Source organism: Azospirillum sp. SYSU D00513 (genome assembly GCF_017356015.1).
Classification (GTDB): domain Bacteria; phylum Pseudomonadota; class Alphaproteobacteria; order Azospirillales; family Azospirillaceae; genus Azospirillum.
The window spans coordinates 1-20,291 of sequence record NZ_JAFIQV010000075.1; the positions used below are offsets into that span (position 1 = coordinate 1).

General features: G+C 69.6%; 23 protein-coding genes. 18 read left to right on the forward strand and 5 right to left on the reverse strand.

Annotated features, from left to right (window positions below; all coding sequences use genetic code 11):
- Positions 1-448: 448 nt before the first annotated feature.
- The 3 genes from JUB11_RS30880 to JUB11_RS30890 all read right to left on the reverse strand — a co-directional run bounded on the left by JUB11_RS30880 (position 449) and on the right by JUB11_RS30890 (position 2,208).
- Entirely contained in the window at positions 449-1,228 is a 780-nt protein-coding gene (locus JUB11_RS30880) for an SDR family oxidoreductase (protein ID WP_207462647.1), read from the reverse strand.
- A gap of 99 nt (positions 1,229-1,327) precedes the next feature.
- The gene (locus JUB11_RS30885; RefSeq protein WP_207462648.1) at positions 1,328-1,555 is read right to left on the reverse strand and encodes a hypothetical protein; all 228 of its coding nucleotides are present in this window, start codon (positions 1,553-1,555) and stop codon (positions 1,328-1,330) included.
- A gap of 224 nt (positions 1,556-1,779) precedes the next feature.
- Positions 1,780-2,208 carry a VOC family protein gene (locus tag JUB11_RS30890; protein ID WP_207462649.1) on the reverse strand — a complete coding sequence of 143 codons (429 nt, stop codon included), beginning with the start codon at positions 2,206-2,208 and terminating at the stop codon, positions 1,780-1,782.
- Between the two features lie 146 nt (positions 2,209-2,354).
- Here JUB11_RS30890 and gcvA point away from each other — a divergent pair, with 146 nt between their 5' ends.
- The 12 genes from gcvA to hemN all read left to right on the forward strand — a co-directional run bounded on the left by gcvA (position 2,355) and on the right by hemN (position 13,930).
- Entirely contained in the window at positions 2,355-3,245 is an 891-nt protein-coding gene (gcvA, locus tag JUB11_RS30895; RefSeq protein WP_207462650.1) for a transcriptional regulator GcvA, read from the forward strand.
- A gap of 133 nt (positions 3,246-3,378) precedes the next feature.
- Positions 3,379-4,116, forward strand: a complete 738-nt coding sequence (locus JUB11_RS30900; protein ID WP_207462651.1) for a sulfite exporter TauE/SafE family protein — start codon at positions 3,379-3,381, stop codon at positions 4,114-4,116.
- A gap of 170 nt (positions 4,117-4,286) precedes the next feature.
- On the forward strand, positions 4,287-5,771 hold the full coding sequence (gene ccoN, locus JUB11_RS30905; RefSeq protein ID WP_207462652.1) for a cytochrome-c oxidase, cbb3-type subunit I: 1,485 nt from the start codon (positions 4,287-4,289) through the stop codon (positions 5,769-5,771).
- Between the two features lie 13 nt (positions 5,772-5,784).
- Positions 5,785-6,516 carry a cytochrome-c oxidase, cbb3-type subunit II gene (gene ccoO, locus JUB11_RS30910; RefSeq protein ID WP_207462653.1) on the forward strand — a complete coding sequence of 244 codons (732 nt, stop codon included), beginning with the start codon at positions 5,785-5,787 and terminating at the stop codon, positions 6,514-6,516.
- A 10-nt stretch (positions 6,517-6,526) separates the two neighbouring features.
- A complete protein-coding gene (locus JUB11_RS30915) occupies positions 6,527-6,709 on the forward strand; it encodes a CcoQ/FixQ family Cbb3-type cytochrome c oxidase assembly chaperone (protein ID WP_207462654.1) in 183 nt (60 codons plus the stop codon).
- A gap of 6 nt (positions 6,710-6,715) precedes the next feature.
- Positions 6,716-7,573, forward strand: a complete 858-nt coding sequence (ccoP, locus tag JUB11_RS30920; protein WP_207462655.1) for a cytochrome-c oxidase, cbb3-type subunit III — start codon at positions 6,716-6,718, stop codon at positions 7,571-7,573.
- Between the two features lie 159 nt (positions 7,574-7,732).
- The gene (ccoG, locus tag JUB11_RS30925) at positions 7,733-9,214 is read left to right on the forward strand and encodes a cytochrome c oxidase accessory protein CcoG (protein ID WP_207462656.1); all 1,482 of its coding nucleotides are present in this window, start codon (positions 7,733-7,735) and stop codon (positions 9,212-9,214) included.
- A 28-nt stretch (positions 9,215-9,242) separates the two neighbouring features.
- Positions 9,243-9,737, forward strand: a complete 495-nt coding sequence (locus tag JUB11_RS30930; protein ID WP_207462657.1) for a FixH family protein — start codon at positions 9,243-9,245, stop codon at positions 9,735-9,737.
- On the forward strand, positions 9,734-12,106 hold the full coding sequence (locus JUB11_RS30935) for a heavy metal translocating P-type ATPase metal-binding domain-containing protein (RefSeq protein ID WP_207462658.1): 2,373 nt from the start codon (positions 9,734-9,736) through the stop codon (positions 12,104-12,106). The genes JUB11_RS30930 and JUB11_RS30935 overlap by 4 nt, the downstream gene beginning before the upstream one ends.
- A complete protein-coding gene (ccoS, locus tag JUB11_RS30940) occupies positions 12,103-12,273 on the forward strand; it encodes a cbb3-type cytochrome oxidase assembly protein CcoS (RefSeq protein WP_207462659.1) in 171 nt (56 codons plus the stop codon). The genes JUB11_RS30935 and ccoS overlap by 4 nt, the downstream gene beginning before the upstream one ends.
- Before the next feature lie 34 nt (positions 12,274-12,307).
- Positions 12,308-12,490, forward strand: coding sequence for a hypothetical protein (locus tag JUB11_RS30945; protein ID WP_207462660.1), 183 nt, complete (start codon positions 12,308-12,310; stop codon positions 12,488-12,490).
- Positions 12,491-12,580: 90 nt separating this feature from the next.
- Positions 12,581-13,930 carry an oxygen-independent coproporphyrinogen III oxidase gene (gene hemN / locus JUB11_RS30950; protein ID WP_207462661.1) on the forward strand — a complete coding sequence of 450 codons (1,350 nt, stop codon included), beginning with the start codon at positions 12,581-12,583 and terminating at the stop codon, positions 13,928-13,930.
- A gap of 23 nt (positions 13,931-13,953) precedes the next feature.
- On the opposite strand, the gene JUB11_RS30955 is transcribed toward hemN, so the two are convergent.
- Positions 13,954-15,000, reverse strand: coding sequence for a UV damage endonuclease UvsE (locus JUB11_RS30955; protein WP_211112645.1), 1,047 nt, complete (start codon positions 14,998-15,000; stop codon positions 13,954-13,956).
- 189 nt (positions 15,001-15,189) lie between these two features.
- Between JUB11_RS30955 and JUB11_RS30960 the strand changes: the two genes are divergently transcribed.
- Entirely contained in the window at positions 15,190-15,597 is a 408-nt protein-coding gene (locus JUB11_RS30960; RefSeq protein WP_207462662.1) for a hypothetical protein, read from the forward strand.
- A gap of 126 nt (positions 15,598-15,723) precedes the next feature.
- Positions 15,724-16,140 carry a hypothetical protein gene (locus JUB11_RS30965; RefSeq protein ID WP_207462663.1) on the forward strand — a complete coding sequence of 139 codons (417 nt, stop codon included), beginning with the start codon at positions 15,724-15,726 and terminating at the stop codon, positions 16,138-16,140.
- Positions 16,141-16,196: 56 nt separating this feature from the next.
- On the opposite strand, the gene JUB11_RS30970 is transcribed toward JUB11_RS30965, so the two are convergent.
- Positions 16,197-16,772: an acyloxyacyl hydrolase gene (locus tag JUB11_RS30970; protein ID WP_207462664.1), complete on the reverse strand. Its 576-nt coding sequence runs from the start codon at positions 16,770-16,772 to the stop codon at positions 16,197-16,199.
- Positions 16,773-17,119: 347 nt separating this feature from the next.
- Here JUB11_RS30970 and JUB11_RS30975 point away from each other — a divergent pair, with 347 nt between their 5' ends.
- The 4 genes from JUB11_RS30975 to JUB11_RS30990 all read left to right on the forward strand — a co-directional run.
- Positions 17,120-17,884 carry a M48 family metallopeptidase gene (locus JUB11_RS30975; protein ID WP_207462665.1) on the forward strand — a complete coding sequence of 255 codons (765 nt, stop codon included), beginning with the start codon at positions 17,120-17,122 and terminating at the stop codon, positions 17,882-17,884.
- 221 nt (positions 17,885-18,105) lie between these two features.
- Positions 18,106-18,909: an IclR family transcriptional regulator gene (locus tag JUB11_RS30980; protein ID WP_348771542.1), complete on the forward strand. Its 804-nt coding sequence runs from the start codon at positions 18,106-18,108 to the stop codon at positions 18,907-18,909.
- Between the two features lie 67 nt (positions 18,910-18,976).
- A complete protein-coding gene (locus tag JUB11_RS30985; protein ID WP_207462667.1) occupies positions 18,977-19,939 on the forward strand; it encodes a tripartite tricarboxylate transporter substrate binding protein in 963 nt (320 codons plus the stop codon).
- A gap of 73 nt (positions 19,940-20,012) precedes the next feature.
- A partial coding sequence (locus tag JUB11_RS30990) for a tripartite tricarboxylate transporter TctB family protein (RefSeq protein ID WP_207462668.1) occupies positions 20,013-20,291 on the forward strand: 279 nt, incomplete at its 3' end.

Genomic DNA, 20,291 nt, shown 5'->3' on the forward strand with positions numbered 1-20,291 from the left:
GTGCGGCTGACGCCGAGCGCCTCGCAGAGCTGGCGCTCGTCGAGGCGGATCTCGCTCTCCTGGCCGTAGATGTCCATCTGGGTGATGGCTTGGCGCAGGGCCTGATAGGCCTTGGCCTTGAAGCTCTGGCCCGGATCGAGCGGCTCGACGGCGAAGCTGATGCTGTTCATGGCTTTCCCGACCCCATTCCCTGTGCCTGGACACCGGGTGCTGACCAGCCCGGCTCCGTGCCAGGAACTGAATTGGCTATACGGTATACCAGATACCGTATCCTTGCAAGCAAGTTTGCGGGATTTGCGAACAGTTCCGCACGCTGACAAAACGTCGCAGGGCGCTTGCCGATTCCGGCTGGTGAAAAGTCAGCCGCCACCACGCGGCGGAGCCCCTCACGCCGGCGGTTTATGGAAAGACAGGAGAAGGGCTCGACCGTCCGGCCGTCCCTTCGGCGCTACATCAGAATGGTCGCGCCGCCGTCGACGGTGATGATGTGGCCATTGACGTAGGAGGCCGCCGGGGAGGCGAGGAACACGGCGGCGCCGGCGATTTCCTCCGGCCGTCCCCAGCGGCGCATCGGCGTCCGCTCCGCGAAGTAGCGGCCCTTTTCCGGGTCGCCGACGATGGCGGCGTTGGTTTCTGTGGCGAAGAAGCCCGGCGCTATGCCGTTGCTGGTGATGTTGTGCGGGCCGTATTCGGCGGCAAGCGCGCGCACCATGCCGGCGAGGCCGGCCTTGGCCGCCGTGTAGACGGCGTCTCCCGCGCGGGCGATCTGTCCGGCGACGGAGGTCACCGCGATCAGCCTCCCCTCCCCGCGAGGCAGCATCAGCCGCGCCGATTCGCGGGCGAGCACCAGGCCGGCGACGAGATCGACCTCCAGGAGACCGCGGATCTCCTCGTCCGTGAAGTCGGCGAGCGGCTTGCGGTTGCGCTGCCCGACATTCTGGACGAGCACGTCGAGCCGCCCGTGCTCGCTCTCGATCCGGGCGAAGGACTCCCGCACCCCCGCCGCGTCGGACACGTCGAAGGGCAGGCAGGAGGCGGCTCCCCCGGCCGCCCCGATCGAATCGGCGGCCTCGTGCAGGGCCGCCTCGTTGCGGCCGTTCAGCAGGACATGGGCGCCCGCCCCTGCCAGAGCCCTGGCGATCTCCAGCCCGAGTCCGCGGCCCGATCCGGTGACCAGCGCGACCTTGCCGGTCAGTTCGAACCGGGTGAGATAAGGAGGGGTGTTCATCGGCGGTCGGGTCCCTTGCACCATCCCACCCCCTGCGGCGCGCCGGAGGCCGCCATCCTTATAAGGAAGGCCGGATGAAAGGGAAACGAGCGGAGGAGGTCAGCGGTGGAAAGAAGGCCGTTGCGGATGGCCGGCGGCGCTCCACATCGCCTCCCGGCGGAGAAGGCGCTTGGTCTCCTCCCGCAGGTCCTCCCAGGCAAGGCTCCGCCAGCGCGGGCTTCTCATCTGGTAAACGGAGAAGAGACTGCGCGCGGCGGCATCGGCATCGTCGCCGCCAGAAGCTTGGACATCGAAGCCCCGGATCTCCGGACCAGCGACTCTGGCCATCAACTCCCCTCCAAATCCCAGGCCGGGTGCCCCGGCCGACGGCATCAGGCGCGGCCGCGGGGCGCTGCAACGTGAAATTGGATCGATTCTAATCAAGACCCCTGCATCTGGCAAGCCGGGGTTGAACCGAATCCGGCCCTGCGGGCGTCCCCGCAAGGCCGGATGAGTGCCCGCCCGCAAGGCTGGAAGCCTTGGAAGGCGGGCCGGAGAACCGCGCCGGGCGGTTACTTCGCGAAGATCTGCGACATGTCGGCGAAGGCCTTGAACTCAAGGGCGTTGCCGGCGGGGTCGAGGAAGAACATGGTCGCCTGTTCGCCGACCTGCCCCTTGAAGCGGATGTAGGGCTCGATGACGAACTTGATGCCGGCGGTCTGCAGCCGCTCGGCCAGCGCGTGCCACTGGTCCATCTCCAGCACCACGCCGAAATGCGGCACCGGCACGTCGTGGCCGTCCACCGGGTTGTGGTGCAGGTTGTCCTCGTTCGCCGCACCCGGCTTCAGGTGCGCCACGATCTGGTGGCCGAACAGGTCGAAGTCGATCCACTGGTCGGAGCTGCGCCCCTCCGGGCAGCCGAGCACGGTGCCGTAAAAATGCCGCGCGGCGGCGAGGTCGTTGACCGGGAAGGCGATGTGGAACGGCGTCACTTTCGTCATGGAACACCCCTGCTGCGCGGTTCTGGACGGGCGCCCTGGAAAGCGCCCTGGATGCCAATGATCTAAGGCCTGCCGTGCCTTCTTGACAAACGAGAATTACGGCGCGATCCATGACTTCACCTCATGGATGATCGACGCGCCGCCCGATGGACGAAACCCGCCTGCCCTCGCTGAACGGAATCCGCAGCTTCGTCGCCGCCGCCCGGCACCTGAGCTTCACGGCGGCGGCCCGCGAGTTGAACGTCACGCAGGGCGCGGTCAGCCGGTCGGTGCAGGCGCTGGAGTCGGAACTGGGCGTGCCGCTCTTCCGCCGCGTCGGGCGCGCCATCGAACTGACGCCGGCGGGTGCCGTCTTCTACCCGCAGGTCGCCGACGCGCTCGGCCGGATCGCCGTGGCGTCCCAGTCGGTGCGGCGGCTGGAGCAGGGCGGCGTCCTGTCGATCAGCCTGCTGCCGACCTTCGCCCTGCGCTGGCTGGTACCCCGGCTGCACCGGTTCCAGCAGCGCCACCCCGACATCCTCGTGGACGTGTCCACCGCCGAACACACGGTCGATTTCAACGCCGAACCGATCGACCTCGCCCTGCGCTACGGGTTCGGGCAATGGCCCGGTGCCGAAACGACCCTTTTCATGACGGAGGAAATGGGCGTCTTCTGTTCCCCCGCCCTGCCCCGCCTCAAGCCCCTCTCCTCCCCCACCGACCTGCGCACCCACCGGCTGCTCCTGCACACGACCCGGCCCGAATCCTGGCCGGAATTCTTCGCGGCCCAGGGCGTGACGCCGCCGGACAGCGGCCAGTCGCCCGGGTTCGAGCATTTCTTCATGATCGCCGAGGCGGCGGCGCTGGGCATGGGCGTCGCCCTCCTGCCGCTCTTCCTGGTGCGGGAGGAGCTGGCATCGGGCCGTCTGGTCCAGCCCTTTCCCCAGACCTACAAACCGGCCAAGGCCTATTACCTGCTCCACGCGCCCGGCCGGGGCCGGTCCCGCAAGATCGGCCTGTTCAAGGACTGGCTTCTGGAGGAGGCCGCGTCGGCCTGATCCGCCTGGGCGCCAGCTCCGGCGGGCAGCGCTTGATGCAGGTCAATGCCGGGGGACGGAGGCCGGGAGCATGGTGCGGCGTCGGCGTCCGGCGTGAGTGATTCGGGCGCCCTGTCCGGAGCGCCAGCCTGCCATGTTCGATGCCCTTCTCGGCCCCGCCGCCCTGCCCTGGGAAATCCTGTTCGGCCTTTTCGCCACCGGAATGATCGGCGGCCTCGGCCACTGCGTTCCCATGTGCGGGCCGTTCGTGCTGGCCCAGGCCGCCGCGGGCGCCGGCACGGCCGGCGGGCCGGCCCTGGTCCGGGCGCGCGGTGCCCTGCTGCTTCCCTATCATTTCGGCCGCGCGACGACCTATGTCGGGCTGGGTGCGGCCGCCGGCGGGCTGGCCGGCATGGTGGTTTCGGCGGCGGAGTTCCGCTGGGTGCTGGCGCTGTTCCTGGCGCTCGCCGCACTGCTCTTCGCCGGGCGCGGTCTGGCCGGGCTCGCGCGCCTCTTTCCAGCAATGGGCCGTCTGCACCGCTCCTCCGGCTTCGGCAACGCGCTCGCCCTGAGGATGGCCGGGCCGCTGCGACCCCTGTTCCGCAACCCGCGGGGCTGGAACGGCTACGCGCTGGGAATGGCGCTGGGCTTCCTGCCCTGCGGGCTGCTCTACGCCGCGCTGGCGGCGGCGGCCGGCGTGGGGAGTGCGGCCGGCGGCGGGCTCGCCATGCTCGCCTTCGTTCTGGGGACCATGCCCAACCTTCTGGCCGTCGGGGTGATGGGCTCGCTCGCCGGCGCCCGCTGGACGGGCGCCGCGCGCGCCGTGGCCCCGCCGCTGATGCTGGGCAACGCCGTCATGCTGGGCATAACCGCCTGGCACGCGCTGGCTTGAGCCCAGGCCCGAGCCAAGCCCGGCGGGCCCATCACTTCGTCCGCGGCACGCATGATGTGGATCAATGCGGCCCTCCCCGCGCTGGGGCTGAATGCGGCAACGGCAGAGCGGCGATGAGCATCGGGCGCGACGGCCGGGATATGAGAATTCTTCGATACCGGGGGTGTTCAATGACTGCAGCAGTTGTCGGCGAGGTTCCTCTCGCCACGGCGGGGCCTGCGGCGGACCGTTACGTGGACGATGTGATCCGCGCCTTTGCCGTCGCGGCGGTGTTCTGGGGTATCGCGGCCTTCGCCGTGGGCACCTTCATCGCCTTCCAGCTCGCCTTTCCCGACCTGAATTTCGGGATCGAATACACGACCTTCGGCCGGCTGCGGCCCCTGCACACCTCCGCGGCGGTCTTCGCCTTCGGCGGCTCGGCGCTGATCGGCTCCAGCCTGTACGTGGTGCAGCGCACCTGCCGCGCGCCGCTGTTCGGCGGCGCCGAGCTGGCCTGGTTCGTCTTCGTCGGCTACCAGATCTTCATCGTGCTGGCGGCGACCGGCTATATCCTGGGCATCACCCAGGGCAAGGAATACGCCGAGCCGGAATGGTACGTGGACTTGTGGCTGACCGTCGTCTGGGTCGCCTATCTGGTCTGCTTCGGCGGCACCCTGCTGAAGCGCCGCGAGCCGCACATCTATGTGGCGAACTGGTTCTACCTGGCCTTCATCCTGACCATCGCCATGCTGCACATCGTCAACAACCTGGCGGTGCCGGTCAGCCTGACCTCGTCCAAGAGCTACGTGGCCTGGGCGGGCGTGCAGGACGCGATGATCCAGTGGTGGTACGGGCACAACGCGGTGGGCTTCTTCCTGACCGCCGGCTTCCTGGGCATGATGTACTACTTCATCCCCAAGGCGGCCCAGCGCCCCGTCTATTCCTACCGCCTGTCGATCATTCACTTCTGGGCGCTGATCTTCCTCTACATCTGGGCCGGCCCGCACCACCTGCACTACACGGCCCTGCCGGACTGGACGCAGACGCTGGGCATGGTCTTCTCGATCATGCTGTGGATGCCCTCCTGGGGCGGGATGATCAACGGCGTCATGACGCTGAACGGCGCCTGGGACAAGCTGCGCACCGATCCTGGCCTGCGCTTCTCGGTCGCCGCCGTCGGCTTCTACGGCATGAGCACCTTCGAAGGCCCGGTCATGTCGGTGAAGGCGGTCAACGCCTTGTCCCACTACACCGACTGGACCATCGGCCACGTGCATTCCGGCGCGCTCGGCTGGGTCGCCTTCATCAGCTTCGGCATGCTGTACTACATGGTTCCGGCCCTCTGGAACCGCCGCCTGCACAGCAAGGCGCTGGCCGACTGGCACTTCTGGATCGCGACGCTGGGCATCGTCCTCTACATCACCTCGATGTGGGTGTCGGGCATCATGCAGGGGCTGATGTGGCGCGCCTACGACGAGTACGGGTTCCTCCAATACTCGTTCATCGAGACGGTCGCGGCGATGCACCCCTACTACATCATCCGCGCGATGGGCGGCGTCCTGTTCCTGACCGGCGCCCTGATCATGGCCTACAACCTGTGGCGGACCATCCGCAGCGCCGAGGCCAACGCCCTCGTGCCCACGGTTCCCACGGCCACCATCGCGGCCGCCGAGTAAGGAGGGCGGACCCATGAAATTCTCTCACGCCATCATCGAGAAGAACGTCCTTCTCCTCGGCATCCTGTCGCTGATCACCGTGTCGATCGGCGGGCTCGTGCAGATCGTGCCGCTCTTCGCGGTGGAGCAGACCATCGAGCGGGTCGAGGGGGTGCGCCCCTACAGCCCGCTGGAGCTGGCCGGCCGCAACATCTACATCCGCGAGGGCTGCTACGCCTGCCACAGCCAGCAGATCCGCACCTTCCGCGACGAGGTGGAGCGCTACGGCCACTACAGCCTCGCCGCCGAGAGCATGTTCGACCACCCCTTCCAGTGGGGCTCGAAGCGGACCGGCCCGGACCTGGCGCGCGTCGGCGGCAAGTATTCCAACGACTGGCAGGTCCAGCACCTGAAGGATCCGCGCGCCCTGGTGCCGGAGTCCGTCATGCCGGCCTACCAGTTCCTGGCCGAGAAGCCGCTGGCCTTCGATGACATCCAGGACCATCTGGCGGCCAACCGCGCGGTCGGCGTCCCCTACACGGACGAACAGATCGAGAAGGCGCGCTTCGACCTGCTGCTCCAGGCGGGCGCCCTGCCCGACGCCGACCCGGCGGAGCTGACCGCCCGCTACCCCAAGGCCGTGGCCGGCGACTTCGACGGCAAGGCCGGGCGGGTGACGGAGATGGACGCGCTGGTCGCCTATCTCCAGATGCTCGGCACGCTGGTCGATTTCAGCGACCTGACCCCCGACCGGGTCAGGCAGTGAGGAGGCGGACATGATGGAACTGCTCGCCGTCCTCAAGCAGCTCTGGCTGCTCTGGTTCATGCTTCTCTTCACGGGGATCGTCGTCTGGTCCTTCTGGCCGGCCCGCAAGGGCAGCCTCCAGGCCCACGCCTTGATCCCGCTGCGCGACGAAGCCGCCGACGCGTTCGGGGCCGGCTTCGAAAGGAAACGGTGATCCGCCATGCCGACCAAGATCGAAAAGGACCAAATCTCGGGCCAGGACACCACCGGCCACGAGTGGGACGGGATCAAGGAGCTGAACACGCCGCTGCCGAAATGGTGGCTCTACAGCTTCTACGCCTCCATCGTCTTCGCGGTCGTCTACATGCTGCTCTACCCGGCCCTGCCGCATGTCGGCGGGTTGCTGGGGTGGAGCCAGCGCGGCGAACTCCAGGCGACGCTCGACGGTGAGAAGGCGCGGCGGGCGCCGATGATGGCGCGGATCGAATCGACCCCCATCGACCAGATCCGCCACGACCCCGAACTGATGACCTTCGTCCAGGCGGCCGGCCGCACGGCCTTCGCCGACAACTGCGCCACCTGCCACGGGGCCGGCGGCGCCGGGGCCAAGGGCTATCCCACGCTGGCCGACGACGACTGGCTGTGGGGCGGCACGCCGGAGCAGATCCTGCAGACCATCGGCTACGGCATCCGCAACGCCAACGCCGAGAGCCGCATGGGCGACATGCCCCGCTTCGGCGCCGACGGCATCCTGACCCGGACGCAGATCGCGGACGTCGCGAGCTTCGTGCTCGCCCTGTCGAAACCCGGCACGGACAAGACGGCTGAGGAGCGCGGTGCGGCGGTCTTCGCCGAGAACTGCGCCGCCTGCCATGGCGACAAGGGCGCCGGCAACCCGGAGATGGGTGCGGCCCGCCTCGACGACGGGATCTGGCTCTACGGCGGCGACCGGGCCACGCTGGTGGAGACCATCGCCAACGGCCGCAAGGGCAGCATGCCCGCCTGGTCGGAACGGCTGGACCCGGCGACGGTCAAGATCCTCTCCGCCTACGTCCACGCGCTGGGCGGCGGCAAGTAAAGGGCGGCAAGCACCCGAGCCCCCTCTCACGGCCCGGCGGTTCCCTCCGCCGGGCCGCGAATTGATTCAGCGCAATGCGGCCCCTCCCGGCCGGACCTACTGTGACCGCAACGGAGCGCCCCGGCGGGCGCTCCCGCCCGTTTTGGAGCGAGTCACACCATGGACGGCGGTTCGGTTCTTCCCCGCACGACACGTCAGGCCCCGGCCCCCGCGCCGCAGTCGCTCTACGCGAGCCGCGTCAAGGTGCACCCCAAGGCGGTGCATGGCCGGTTCCGGCGGCTGAAATGGATGGTGCTGAGCGTCTGCCTGTTGGTCTACTACGCGCTGCCCTGGCTGCGCTGGGACCGCGGGCCGGGCGCGCCCGACCAGGCGCTGCTGATCGACGTGAACGGGCCGCGCGCCTACATCTTCGGACTGGAGATCTGGCCGCAGGAGATCTACCTGCTGACCGGCCTGCTGATCCTGGCCGCACTCGGCATCTTCCTCGCCAGCACGCTGCTGGGCCGGCTGTGGTGCGGCTTCGCCTGCCCGCAGACGGTCTGGACCGACCTGTTCATGGCGGTGGAGCGGCTGATCGAGGGCGACCGCGCCGCCCGCATCCGGCTCGACAAGCAGCCGATGAACGCCTCCAAGGCCGCCAAGCGCGCCGCCAAGCACGCGGCCTGGCTCGTGATATCCTTCGCCACGGGCGGCGCCTGGATCCTCTATTTCGCCGACGCACCGACCATTGCCGGCCAGTTCTTCCACGGCGAGGCGGCGATCGAGGCCTACGCCTTCACGGCACTCTTCACCGCCACCACCTACACGCTCGCCGGCTGGGCGCGGGAGCAGGTCTGCACCTACATGTGCCCCTGGCCGCGCTTTCAGGGTTCGATGCTGGACGAGCATTCCCTGGTCGTCACCTACCGCGACTGCCGCGGCGAGCCGCGCGTCGCCTCGAAGAAGGCGGCGCAGCCCGGCTCCGGCGACTGCGTGGACTGCGCTCAGTGCTTCACCGCCTGCCCCGTGGGCATCGACATTCGCGACGGGCAGCAGCCGGAATGCATCAACTGCGGTTTGTGCATCGACTCCTGCAACGAGGTGATGATCAAGGTCGGCCGCGAGCACGGGCTGATCGCCTTCGACACGCTGGCCCGCCTGTCGGCCATCCACAAGGGGGAGACGCCCCGCTACAAGCTGGTCCGGCCGCGCACGGTGATCTACTCGGTGCTGATCCTGCTGGTCTCCGCCCTGCTGGCCGTTTCGGTCCTGGGCCGCAGCACCGCCGAACTGCACGTCATGCGCGACCGCGCGCCGCTCTTCGTGATGCTGTCCGACGGCGGGGTGCGCAACGGCTACACGCTGAAGGTCCAGAACAAGCGCCGCGACGTCCAGGAGTACGCCCTGACGATGGAGGGGCTGCCCGGCGCCTTCCTGGAGGTGCAGGACATCGGCCAGGGCGGCGATGGCGAGCCGGTGCGCTTCCACGCCGAGCCCGAGGCGGTGACGACGCTCCGCGTCTTCGTCGCCGCCCCGCGCGCCGTCCTCAAGGGCGATTCCACCCCCATCACCTTCCGCCTCCTGGAGGCCGGACCTGGCGTGGCCACCGCCACGACCGCCGCCGCCACCACCGAAAACGTGTTCCTCGCGCCGCGCCGCTGAAGACGCCGCCAAACGAAGGTTCGGAACCATGACCGTCGCCATCGACAGCAGCCGCTCCAAACGTTCCCTGATCCCCTGGATCTTCGTGGGTGCCATGGCCGTCGTCGTCATCGTCAACGCGGTGATGATCACCTTCGCCATCCGTTCCTGGACCGGCCTCGTGGTGGAGAAGCCCTACGAGCGGGGCGTCGCCTACAACCGCGTGCTGGAGGCCCAGCACCGCCAGGACGCGCTCGGCTGGCACGTCACCGTGAAGGCCGGCGGCGAGGCGGACGGGCAAGGCCGCATCCGCCTGATCGCCACCGGCCCGGACGGCAAGCCGCTCGAGGGGCTAAGTCTCACGGCCGTGCTGGTCCGTCCCATCGACCTGCTGCCGGACGTGCCGGTCGCCTTCCGCGTCACCGGCCCCGGCGCCTACGCCGCAGAGGCCCGGCCCTCCAAGCCCGGCCAGTGGGACCTCAAGATCGAGGCCGAGCGCGGTGGCGACCGCTTCCACCTCGTCCAGCGGCTGGTGCTGAAATGAGCGCCCTCCTTCTTCACGACGCCGAGGCGGCGCCGGCAACCTGCAAGCACTGCGGCCAGCCGGTCGCGGCGGGCGGTGACGCTTTCTGCTGTGCCGGCTGTTCCGGCGCCTACGCCCTGATCCACGAGTTGGGGCTGGACAGCTATTATGCCCGCCGCGACGCCGATGCCGGGCCGGTGACGTCGGAGGCGGCACTGGCGCTCGACCTCACGGACCAGGTCGAGACGGGCGAAGACGGCGTCCATTGCCTGCGGCTGCGGGTGGATGGGCTGACCTGCGGCGCCTGCGTCTGGCTGATCGAGGCCGCCCTGGCGCGCCGTCCGGGCGTGGTGGAAGGCCGGGTCAACCTGACCAGCCGGCGCCTGACCCTGCGCTGGCGCGGCCCGGCCGAGGCGGCGGGCGCGCTGGCCGGCGTGGTGCAGCGGCTGGGCTACCGGCTGGCACAGATGGACGCCACCGGCGACAAGGACCCGGCCCGCGCCGCGGAGAAGGAGCTGCTGCTCTGCATGGCGGTGGCCGGCTTCGCCGCGATGAACATCATGCTGCTGTCGGTCTCCGTCTGGTCCGGCCATGCCCAGGGCATGGGCTGGGCGACGCGCGACTTCATGCACTGGCTGTCGGCGCTGATCGCCCTGCCGACGGTGGCCTATTGCGGCCGTCCCTTCTTCCGCTCGGCCCGCGCGGCGCTGCGGGCCGGCGGCACCAACATGGACGTGCCGATCTCGCTCGGCGTGACGCTGGCCAGCGGCATCAGCCTTTGGGAGACGGTGAACAGCGGGCCGCACGCCTATTTCGACGGCGCGGTCATGCTGCTGTTCTTCCTGCTGATCGGCCGCTACCTGGACAGCCGCGCCCGCGGCCGCGCCCGTTCCGCCGCCGAGCATCTGCTGGCGCTCGGCCGCGCGCCGGTGACGGTGCTGGGCGAGGACGGGGTCGCCCATGTCGTGGCGCCCGCCTCCGTGAAGCCGGGCGCAACCGTCCTGGTCGCCGCCGGGGAGCGGGTCGGCATCGATGGCACGGTCACGAACGGCGCCTCCGACCTCGACGCCAGCGTCGTCACCGGCGAGACCCGTCCGCAGCCCGTGGCGCCGGGTGCCGCCGTTTTCGCCGGCATGGTGAACCTGACCTCTCCCCTGCGCATCGCCGTGACCGCGAGCGGCCAGGGCACGCTTCTGGCCGAGATGGTCCGGCTGATGGAAGCCTCCGAGCAGGGCCGCGCCCGCTTCGTGGCCTTGGCCGACCGGGTGGCGCGTCGCTACACGCCGGTGGTGCACACGCTGGCGCTCGGCACCTTCCTCGCCTGGGTCTTCGGCGCCGGGCTGGCCTGGCAGCCGGCCTTGCTGATCGCCGTGGCCGTGCTGATCATCACCTGCCCCTGCGCGCTGGCGCTCGCCGTGCCGGCGGTGCAGGTGGTGGCGAGCGGGCGGCTGATGCAGGGCGGCGTGCTGCTGAAGTCGGCCACGGCGCTGGAGCGTCTGGCGGCCGTGGACACGGTCGTCTTCGACAAGACCGGCACCCTGACCCTGGGCCGTCCGGAACTGATCCCCGACGCGCGGCGCTCGGCGGAAGATCTCGCCTTCGCCGCGACGCTGGCGCGCAACAGCCGGCACCCGCTGTCGCGCGCCCTGGACCGCGCCGCCGGCCCCGGCATGCCGGCCGCCGGCGTGCGGGAGCTGCCGGGCCGCGGGCTGGAGCTGGACACGGCCGAGGGCACGGTGCGGCTCGGCAGCCGGTCCTTCTGCGGCGTGGTCGATGCGGATACCGGCGGCGACTCCACGGCCCTGGAGCTGTGGCTGTCCCGGCCCGGACGGGCGCCGGTGCGCTTTGCCTTCGCCGACGCCGCCCGCCGCGACGCGGCGGAGACGGTGGCGGGCCTCGCCGCGCGCGGCTGCCGGGTGGAGCTTCTGTCCGGCGACCGGGCCGAGGTGGTGGAGGACCTCGCCCGGCGGCTCGGCATCGCCGTCTGGCGGGCCGGGGTGGATCCCGCCGGCAAATGCGCCCGGCTGGCCGAGCTGCGCGCCGAAGGCCGGCGCGTGCTGATGGTGGGCGACGGGCTGAACGACGCCCCGGCCCTGTCCGCCGCCGACGTTTCCGCCTCCCCCGCCACCGCGACGGACATCGCCCAGACCTCCGCCGACGCGGTGTTCCAGGGCGACCGGCTGGCCCCCGTGCTGGAACTGATCGACACCGCGCGCGGCGCCGGCCGCTTGGTGCGCCAGAACCTGCTCTTCTCCCTGCTCTACAACCTCTGCGCGGTTCCGCTCGCCATGCTGGGCCACGTCACGCCGCTGCTCGCGGCAGTGGCGATGTCCTCCAGCTCCCTGGTGGTCATGGCGAACGCGCTGCGCCTGTCGCGAGGCCGCCCATGACCAGCCTTCTCTTCCTCATCCCCATCGCCCTGTTCCTCGGCCTGCTCGCGCTGGCCGGCTTCTTCTGGTCGCTGCGGAACGGCCAGTACGAGGACATGGACGGATCCGCGACCCGCTTCCTCCACGACGACGACCGGCCCCTGCCGGCCGCCCCGTCGGCCCGCTGACCTCACCCATCCACCAAGAAGAAGGAGTTCCGACATGAGCAAATGGCTTTTCGCCGCCCTGGGCATGCTGATCGCGCTGGCCGGCCTGTTCCTGGCCTCGCGCGCCCATGACACGGGCCTGTATGTCCACGGCTTCCTGCTGGCCGGCTTCGGCGTCGCCCTGAACTTCTGGCTGATCGGCCGTTGGGAGCGGCTGGGCGTCCAGACCCCGGCCTGATCTTTCCTCTATTGACCCACATCAAGGACGGCGGTGGGTGCGCGGGGCTAAACCGGCGCATCCACAGCCGGACGCGATGGAGGCCACGCCATGAGGATGGAACTGCTCGACAAGTATGACGGCCGGGTGCCGCGCTACACCAGCTACCCGACCGCCCCGCATTTCCACGACGGCGTGACCGAAGGCGACTACCGCGGCTGGCTCGCGGCGCTCGATCCGGGCGCCGACCTGTCGCTCTACCTCCATGTGCCCTTCTGCAAGCAGCTCTGCTGGTATTGCGGCTGCAACACCAAGGTGGTCAACCGGCCCGATCCGGTGGCCGACTACGTCACCTTCCTCGCCCGTGAGATCCACATGGTGGCGGACGCCATCGGACGGCGCGCGCGGGTGTCCCACATCCATTGGGGAGGCGGCACGCCCAACGCGCTCGCCCCCGACGACCTCATGCGCCTCTTCGCCGCACTCCGCGACCGCTACGACGTGTCGGAGGAGGCGGAGATCGCGGTCGAGATCGACCCCCGCGTCCTGACCGAGGAATGGGTGACCGCCGCCGCCGCCTGCGGCGTGACGCGCGCCAGCCTCGGCGTGCAGGACCTCGACTCCGGCGTGCAGGAGGCGATCCACCGCGTTCAGCCCTACGAGCAGACCGAGCGCGCCGTCGCCTGGCTGCGCGCGGCGGAGATCGACGGCATCAACCTCGACCTCATGTACGGTCTGCCCCGCCAGACGGTGGACAGCGTGCTGCGCACGGTGGACCGGGTCGTGGCCTTGCGGCCCGACCGCATCGCCCTGTTCGGCTACGCCCATGTGCCCTGGATGAAGCCGCACCAGAAGCTGATGCCGGAAAAGGACCTGCCCGGCACGCGGGAGCGCTACGAACAGCAGGAGGCGGCATCAAGCCGGCTGGCGGAGCTTGGCTATGTCCAGATCGGGCTCGACCATTTCGCGCGCCCCGAAGACCCCATGGCCGTGGCCGTCGCCAGCGGCTCCATGCGGCGCAACTTCCAGGGCTACACCACGGACGACGCGCCGGTGCTGGTCGGACTCGGCAGCTCCTCCATCGGGCGGCTGCCGCAGGGCTACATCCAGAACCGCTCGACCGTTCCGGACTGGCGCGCGGCCATCGGCGCCGGCGAGCTTCCCGTCGCCCGCGGCATCCGGCTGGAGCCGGACGATGTGCTGCGCGGCGCCGTCATCGAGCGGCTGATGTGCGACTTCGCCATCGACCTCGCCGCCGTGGCGATGGCGCACGGCTGCAGCCCGACCACCTTCGACGACGAGGCCGCCATGCTGAAGCGCTTCGAGGAGGATGGGCTGATCCACATGGACGGCCGGCGGATCCATGTCACCGAGGCGGGCCGGCCCTTCGTGCGGTCCATCTGCGCGACCTTCGACCGCTACCTGCGAGCCGGCGAGGCGCGCCACGCCCGCGCGATCTGACGGTTCGCGGTGGGGCCGCGCTCCTACAGCCCCGCCGCGAGAGCGTCGCGTTCCAGGTCGTCCACCGCGAGGTTCTTGCCCTTCGCCTCGATCTCGAAATCGGCCCAGCTCAGATGCGCGGTGACGAGCCGGTTGATCGCATGGTTCCACATGCGGTCGGAATGGGCGCGCAGGTCCCGTGCCTTCAGCCCGGTTGCGGCCAGGGCGGCGTAATCGGGCAGGACCTCCGGGGAATGGCCCGGCAGCAGCTCCTCCCGCGACACGCTGATGTGCGCGACGGGCCGGACCCCGCGCCAGGATTCCACGATCCGCGCGACGCGGGGGTCGTCGGGCTGGATGTATTCGCCCTGCGACTTGACCCAGTGATGATGAAGGTCGAGCACCAGTGGGACATGGTCGGCCAGCGGCATCAGATCCTCGATGCCGTAGGACATTTCGTCGTTCTCCACCGTGACGAGGCCGCGCGCCTCCTCCGACAGCCGTTCCAGCCCGCGCAGGAACCCCTCCGTTCCCGCGGCGCGCCCGCCGCCATGGATGTTGATGTGGGTGCCGGCGGGGTGCCAGCCGCCGGTCAGCCCCATCATGCGCAGCACGTCCGTGTGGTACTCAAGCTCCGCCACCGAGTTGTCGAGGGTCGCGGGCGTGGCGCTGTTCAGCACGCAGAACTGGTCGGGGTGAAAGCCGATGCGGATGCCGGCCTCCCGCGCCTTCTTCCCGGCATGGCCCAGCCCCGCCTCCACCAGCGCCCGCACCTCCGGCTCCTCGTAGAGCGGCCGTCCGATGGGGTGGGAATAGGCCGGCAGCACCCCGCTGCCCACGCGCAGGATGCGCCGGTAGGGCGGGTGGCCCGCCACCTCGCCGAGCTGGAGATGCAGGGATTGCAGGTTCCGGCGCACCACCTCGACCAGCTTCTCGACCCGGCGGGCACCTTCCAGCTTGCTCAAGGTCGAGATGGTCACCGTGCCGGGGTTCATCTGCTTCGCAACGGCGGGGTCGCCGTCCGGCGGGATGTACTGGCAGCACCAGCCGAATCGGGGTTCTGCGGAGAGGGCGGCAGCGGGCGGGATCATGGGGCCGGATGGGTTGGTTCTGGGAAAGAGCAATCTGTGTCGCCGGCTCTCGAAATCCAGGCCGCCGCTTCGCGTGCGGCCCTTCCGGACAGCTTCCTCCGGAAGGGTGCCGGACCGGCCGTGCCACGCCGTTGTTGACCCGATGGGTGGGCTCCCGATATGTCCTGGCTCCTGGATAGGGTGCGGTGCATGGCTTGGATCGACGGCAACGGTGAGCAGACGGCGAAGGGGCTGGACACGCTGCTGCAAGCGGTCGAGACCCTGCCGCACGCGGGCGCCGACGCCTGGCAGCTCGACCTGCTGCGCACCGCTCTGCGGATCGCGCGCGCGACCGAGGCGCCGGTCGATCTGGAGCGGGCCGGCCTGGCCTTCAAGGCGTTGCCTCCCGACACGCGGACGCGGCTGGCCGATCATGCGGCCGACCTCGCCCGGCGCAACGCGGAACAGCTCTCCCGCCTTTCGGGCGGTGCCAAGCCGCAGGCCGGGCGGATCGGCGGCTATTTCGCCGGGCTGTTCGGGCGCTCCCCGCCCACGCCGAGCGGATCGACGGCCAAGGAACGGCTGCTCCGCGACATCGGCAGCGTCACGGAACCTTGAGCGGGGAAGCGGACCGCCGCCCGCCGCCGGAACTCCGCCCCGAGTCGGAATCCGCTTGCATGCGGAACCAAACATGAACATTCTTTGCTGCATGAACACACGAGGGCATTGGTCGTGGTGAGCGGCATGATCTTCATTGGTCCCAATCCGCCGATCCGTTTGAGCCGCTGGGCATGGCTGCACACCGGGCAGTCGCGCCGGCTGGTCGGCTGGCAGGCGGAGACGCGCGGCTGGGTGACCACCGATCCGGTGACGGCGGTCGCCTCGAGCAAGCCGAAGCAGCCGCCGGCCTGGGCGGTGACCATCGGCGGCGGTCAGGTCCTGCTCAGCGATCCGGGCTTGCCGCAGGACGACGGCCCGCTGGAGGCCATCGATCGGCTGCGCCTCGACCCGGAGGCGGGGATCGCGGAGGGCACCGCCATCGCGATCGTTCCCTGGCGTCCTGCGGCGGAGGCCACCCCCGTGCAGGAGAAACCGGCACAGGAAAGGCCCCCGCCGGGTAAGGCGGCGGACAGCCCGGCGGACCGGCGCCGCATCGCCTGACGCCTCGCGCCCGCGCGGCGGCTTGGCTGAGGCTCGGCTTGGCCGGAAGCGGACCGTCAGTCGAAAAGCATGCCCGCGGGCAGATGCAGGTAGGCGCCGAGGATGTTGCTGCCGGGATTGTTCCTGGTGATGCCGGCGTTCGAGATGTGACTGAACTGGGCCGTGATCCGCATCTCGTTCTCGAAGCGGTAGCCGATCTCCAGCATGCTGCGGAACTCGATCAGCGAACCCAGGTCCTTGCCGTCGCCATCGTGGTACAGGCCGGCGCCGAAGCTCGGCGTGACGATGAAGGGGCCGACGGGGATGTCGAACAGGATGCCCGCAGCACCGTACAGGGCACCGTCGCTCGTGGCCTCCAACCCCACCCAGGGCTTCAGCTTCGCGAAATCCTCGATGACGGGGAGGAGCGAGCGCCCGAAGCGGTATTCGAACCGGAAATCGACGGCGCCGTGTTCGGGCTGCCCACCCTCCGAATCGAGGAAGATGACCGCCGGGTCGATGTAGCGATGGTCGTAATGTCCGAGCCCGAAGCTGACGAGGTCGGGATCGTCCGCCGAGAAGGCCGGACCGGCGGCGAGACAGCCCAGAAAAGCGAAGCAGGCGGCTGCGGTGCTCGTGAGCGGACGTGCCATGGTTTCCTGTTCTTCTCGTCTGACCAAAGCAATGCGGATACCACGCGAGAGTAGCGCCCGCTTTCGGCGGCGCTCAAGCCTGCTGTGGCGGCAAAGGGGCGGCTGAACGGGGTCAGCCGTGGCTTCGGCCGGGTATGCAGCTTTTGGGTAACATCCGTGGCACGGGCACCCGTGAGTGGGACGCTGGCGGTGAGACGGCCATGAAACAAGGCGCCTGTGGACCCGCGCGGGATGGCACACCATGTCCTGTGCACCGGGAATCATAAGGGAAAACACCCATGTGCCGCTGCAACAGCCCTCATCACGCCACTTTTTCCGGGACCGCCTTGTCCGGAATGCGCGCGCCGATGGACCGCCGGAGGATGCTCGGCCTGTTGGCCGGCGCCGCAACCGTCCCTCTGCTGACCGGCTGCGGGGAATCGGGGCTGCCGGTCAATCTGGTGCCGGAGGAGCGGGTGCAGGCCATGGGGATCGAGACCTGGCAGCAGCTTCGCAGCCGCACGCCCGCATCCAGTAACCGGAATCTCCAGGCCGGGTTGCAGGAGGTCGGGCGCCGGCTCCTGGTCGCTGCGGGGGAAAATCCCAACCAGTGGGAGATGGTGGTGTTCGCCAGCCCGGAGCTGAACGCCTTCGCCCTGCCCGGCAACAAGATCGGCGTCTATGAGGGCATGTTCCAGGCAGCCTCCACCCCGGACCGGCTGGCGGCGGTGGTCGGCCACGAGATCGGCCACAACCAGGCGCGCCATTCCCAGCAGCGCATGAACACCGACATCGCCAAGCAGCTCGGCGTCAACCTCGCCGCCGCCGCCCTGCAGCTTGGCGGTGTGTCCTTCTCGCAGGAAATCGCGGCGCTGATGGGCGTCGGGGTCGAGTTCGGCCTGGCCCTGCCCTACTCGCGCCAGCAGGAGCTGGAAGCCGACCGCATGGGCCTCTTCACCATGGCGCGGGCCGGTTTCGACCCTCGCGAGGCGGTGACGCTGTGGCGGACGATGGACCAGCTCGCGGGGTCTCGCGGGCCGGATTTCCTGGCCACCCATCCCTCGCCCGAAGCGCGCATCGCGGAGATCGAGGCACTGCTGCCGGAAGTCATGGCCGCGGCCCGCAACGGATAGCCACCGGAGTCAGGGCAGGCTTCCTGAACGAAGGCCGCTCCGGCATCCGGGGCGGCCTTCTTCATGCCCGTCCGGCTGCCGGCGAAAGAGCGGCCAAAGCCGAATGTCTCACTATTTGGAGCACGCCAAAACTATTTGACACAGTTTGCTGGGCTCCCTAACATCCCGTACCAATGAATGTGGAAACGGGCAGGACCGTGTCGGCCAGGACGCCAGAGACCATTCCGCCGGAAGGCGAAGCGGAGACGCCGGAACGGCAGCAGGGTGCGGGAACGCAGACCCTTCTGCGCGGGCTGGCGCTGCTGGAATGCGTCGCGTCGGGCGTCGGCGACGTGAAGGGCATCGCCGCCCGGCTCGGGACGCCGCGCAGCACCACGCACCGGATCCTGAACAGCCTCGTCGCCGGCCAGTATCTGCATCACGTCCCCTACAAGGGCTATCTGCTCGGGCCGAAGCTGATCCAGCTCGGCATGCAGGCGCTGGAGCAGCGGCCCCTGGTGGCGGTGGCCCACCCCCATCTCGTGGAGCTGGCGCAGCGGACCGGCGACACCGTCCATCTCGGCGCCGTCGAAGGAACCGAGGTGCTGTACCTCGACAAGATTCCAGGCACGCGCGGGCTGGAGATGCGTTCGCGCGTCGGCATGCGCATGCCGCTCGCCTCCACCGGCGTCGGCAAGGCGCTGATGCTGGGCATCCCACGCGCCGAATGGCCGGACCTGTACGAACGGGCCTGCCGCTTCTCGGCCCAGGGGCTGAACCGCCCGCCCCTGCTCCCCTGGCCGGAGTTCGAGGAGCGGCTGGCCGGCTACATCCCGAAGGGCTGGAGCTTCGACCTGGAAGAGAACGAGATCGGGATCCGCTGCGTCGGCGCGCCGGTGCGTGACGTCCGCGGCCAAGTCGTCGCCGCCATCAGCGTCGCCAGTGCCCTGCCCTACATGCCGCACGAGCGCATGGCCGAACTGGGACCGGTCGTCCGCGCGACGGCGGAGGCGATCTCCAAGGAATTGGGCTGGACCGACCGATGAAACGTCCGCCCCCGGCCTGAACGGCCGGCAAACACCCACTGCCAATCAGAACAAACGGAGGAAAATCATGGCAAAATCCCGCTTCGGCCTCGTGGCCGCCCTTCTCCTGTCGAGCGTCGTCGCCGTGCCCGCCGAGGCGGCTTGGCCGGAGCGGCCGATCACCTTCATCGTGCCCTGGGGAGCCGGTGGCGGGACCGACGCGGTGGCGCGCATGCTCGGCACGCTCCTGGAGAAGGACCTCGGCCAGCCGGTGAACGTCGTCAACCGCACCGGCGGCAGCGGCGTGGTCGGTCACCAGGCGATCTCCACCGCGAAGCCGGACGGCTACACCATCGGCATGGTGACCATCGAGATCGCCATGATGCATTGGCAGGGGCTGACCCAGCTGTCCCACAAGGACTACACGCCGCTCGGCCTCGTGAACGTCGATCCGGCCGGGCTCCAGGTCTCCGTCAATTCCCCCTACAAGACGGCCAAGGACGTAGTCGAGGCCACGAAGAACGGGAAGCTCAAGGCGTCGGGCACCGGCCAGGGCGGCATCTGGCATCTGGCCGCCGCCGGCATGCTGAGCGCCGTCCAGATGGACCCGAGTGCCATCCAGTGGGTGCCGAGCCAGGGCGCTTCGCCCGCCCTGACCGACCTCGTGGCGTCGGGCATCGACATCACCACCGTGTCGCTGCCGGAAGCCCGTCCGATGGTCGATGCCGGCCGGGTGAAGAACCTGATGGTCATGGACAGCCAGCGCAGCGCGCTCGCCCCGGATGTCCCCACCATCAAGGAGGCGCTCGGCGTGGACTTCGCCATCGGCACCTGGCGCGGCGTCGGCGCGCCGCCGAACCTGCCGGCGGACGTCGCCGAAACGCTCTCCGCGGCGCTGAAGCGCGTCCACCAGAGCAAGGAGTTCCACGACTTCATGGGCCAGCGCGGCTTCACCCCGGTCTGGAAGGACCCGGCTGAGTTCAAGGCCTTCATGGAGCAGAGCGACGCCGACCTCGGCAAGATCATGAAGTCTGTCGGCCTCGCCAAGTAAGGACCGGGCGGCGGCCGGACCGGAACCGTTCCGGCCGCTTCTTCCGCGGGGGCATCGCGCAGGGGAAAGCGACATGAGACTTCACGACACCATCATCGGCCTTCTTCTGGGGCTGCTCGCGCTGGCGGTTCTGGTGACGGTCAGCGACTACCCGAGCATTCCGGGCCAGAACATCGGGCCGGCGGCCTTCCCGGGACTGATCGGGGCGCTGCTGCTGCTCTGCTCGGCCATCCTCATCGTCCGGGGGCTGCGCGACCGCGCCACCCCCTGGCTGCGCCTGGGCGACTGGCTGCGCTCCCCCGCTCATCTCCGCAACGTCCTGCTCGTGGTGGCGGGCCTCGTCTTCTACATC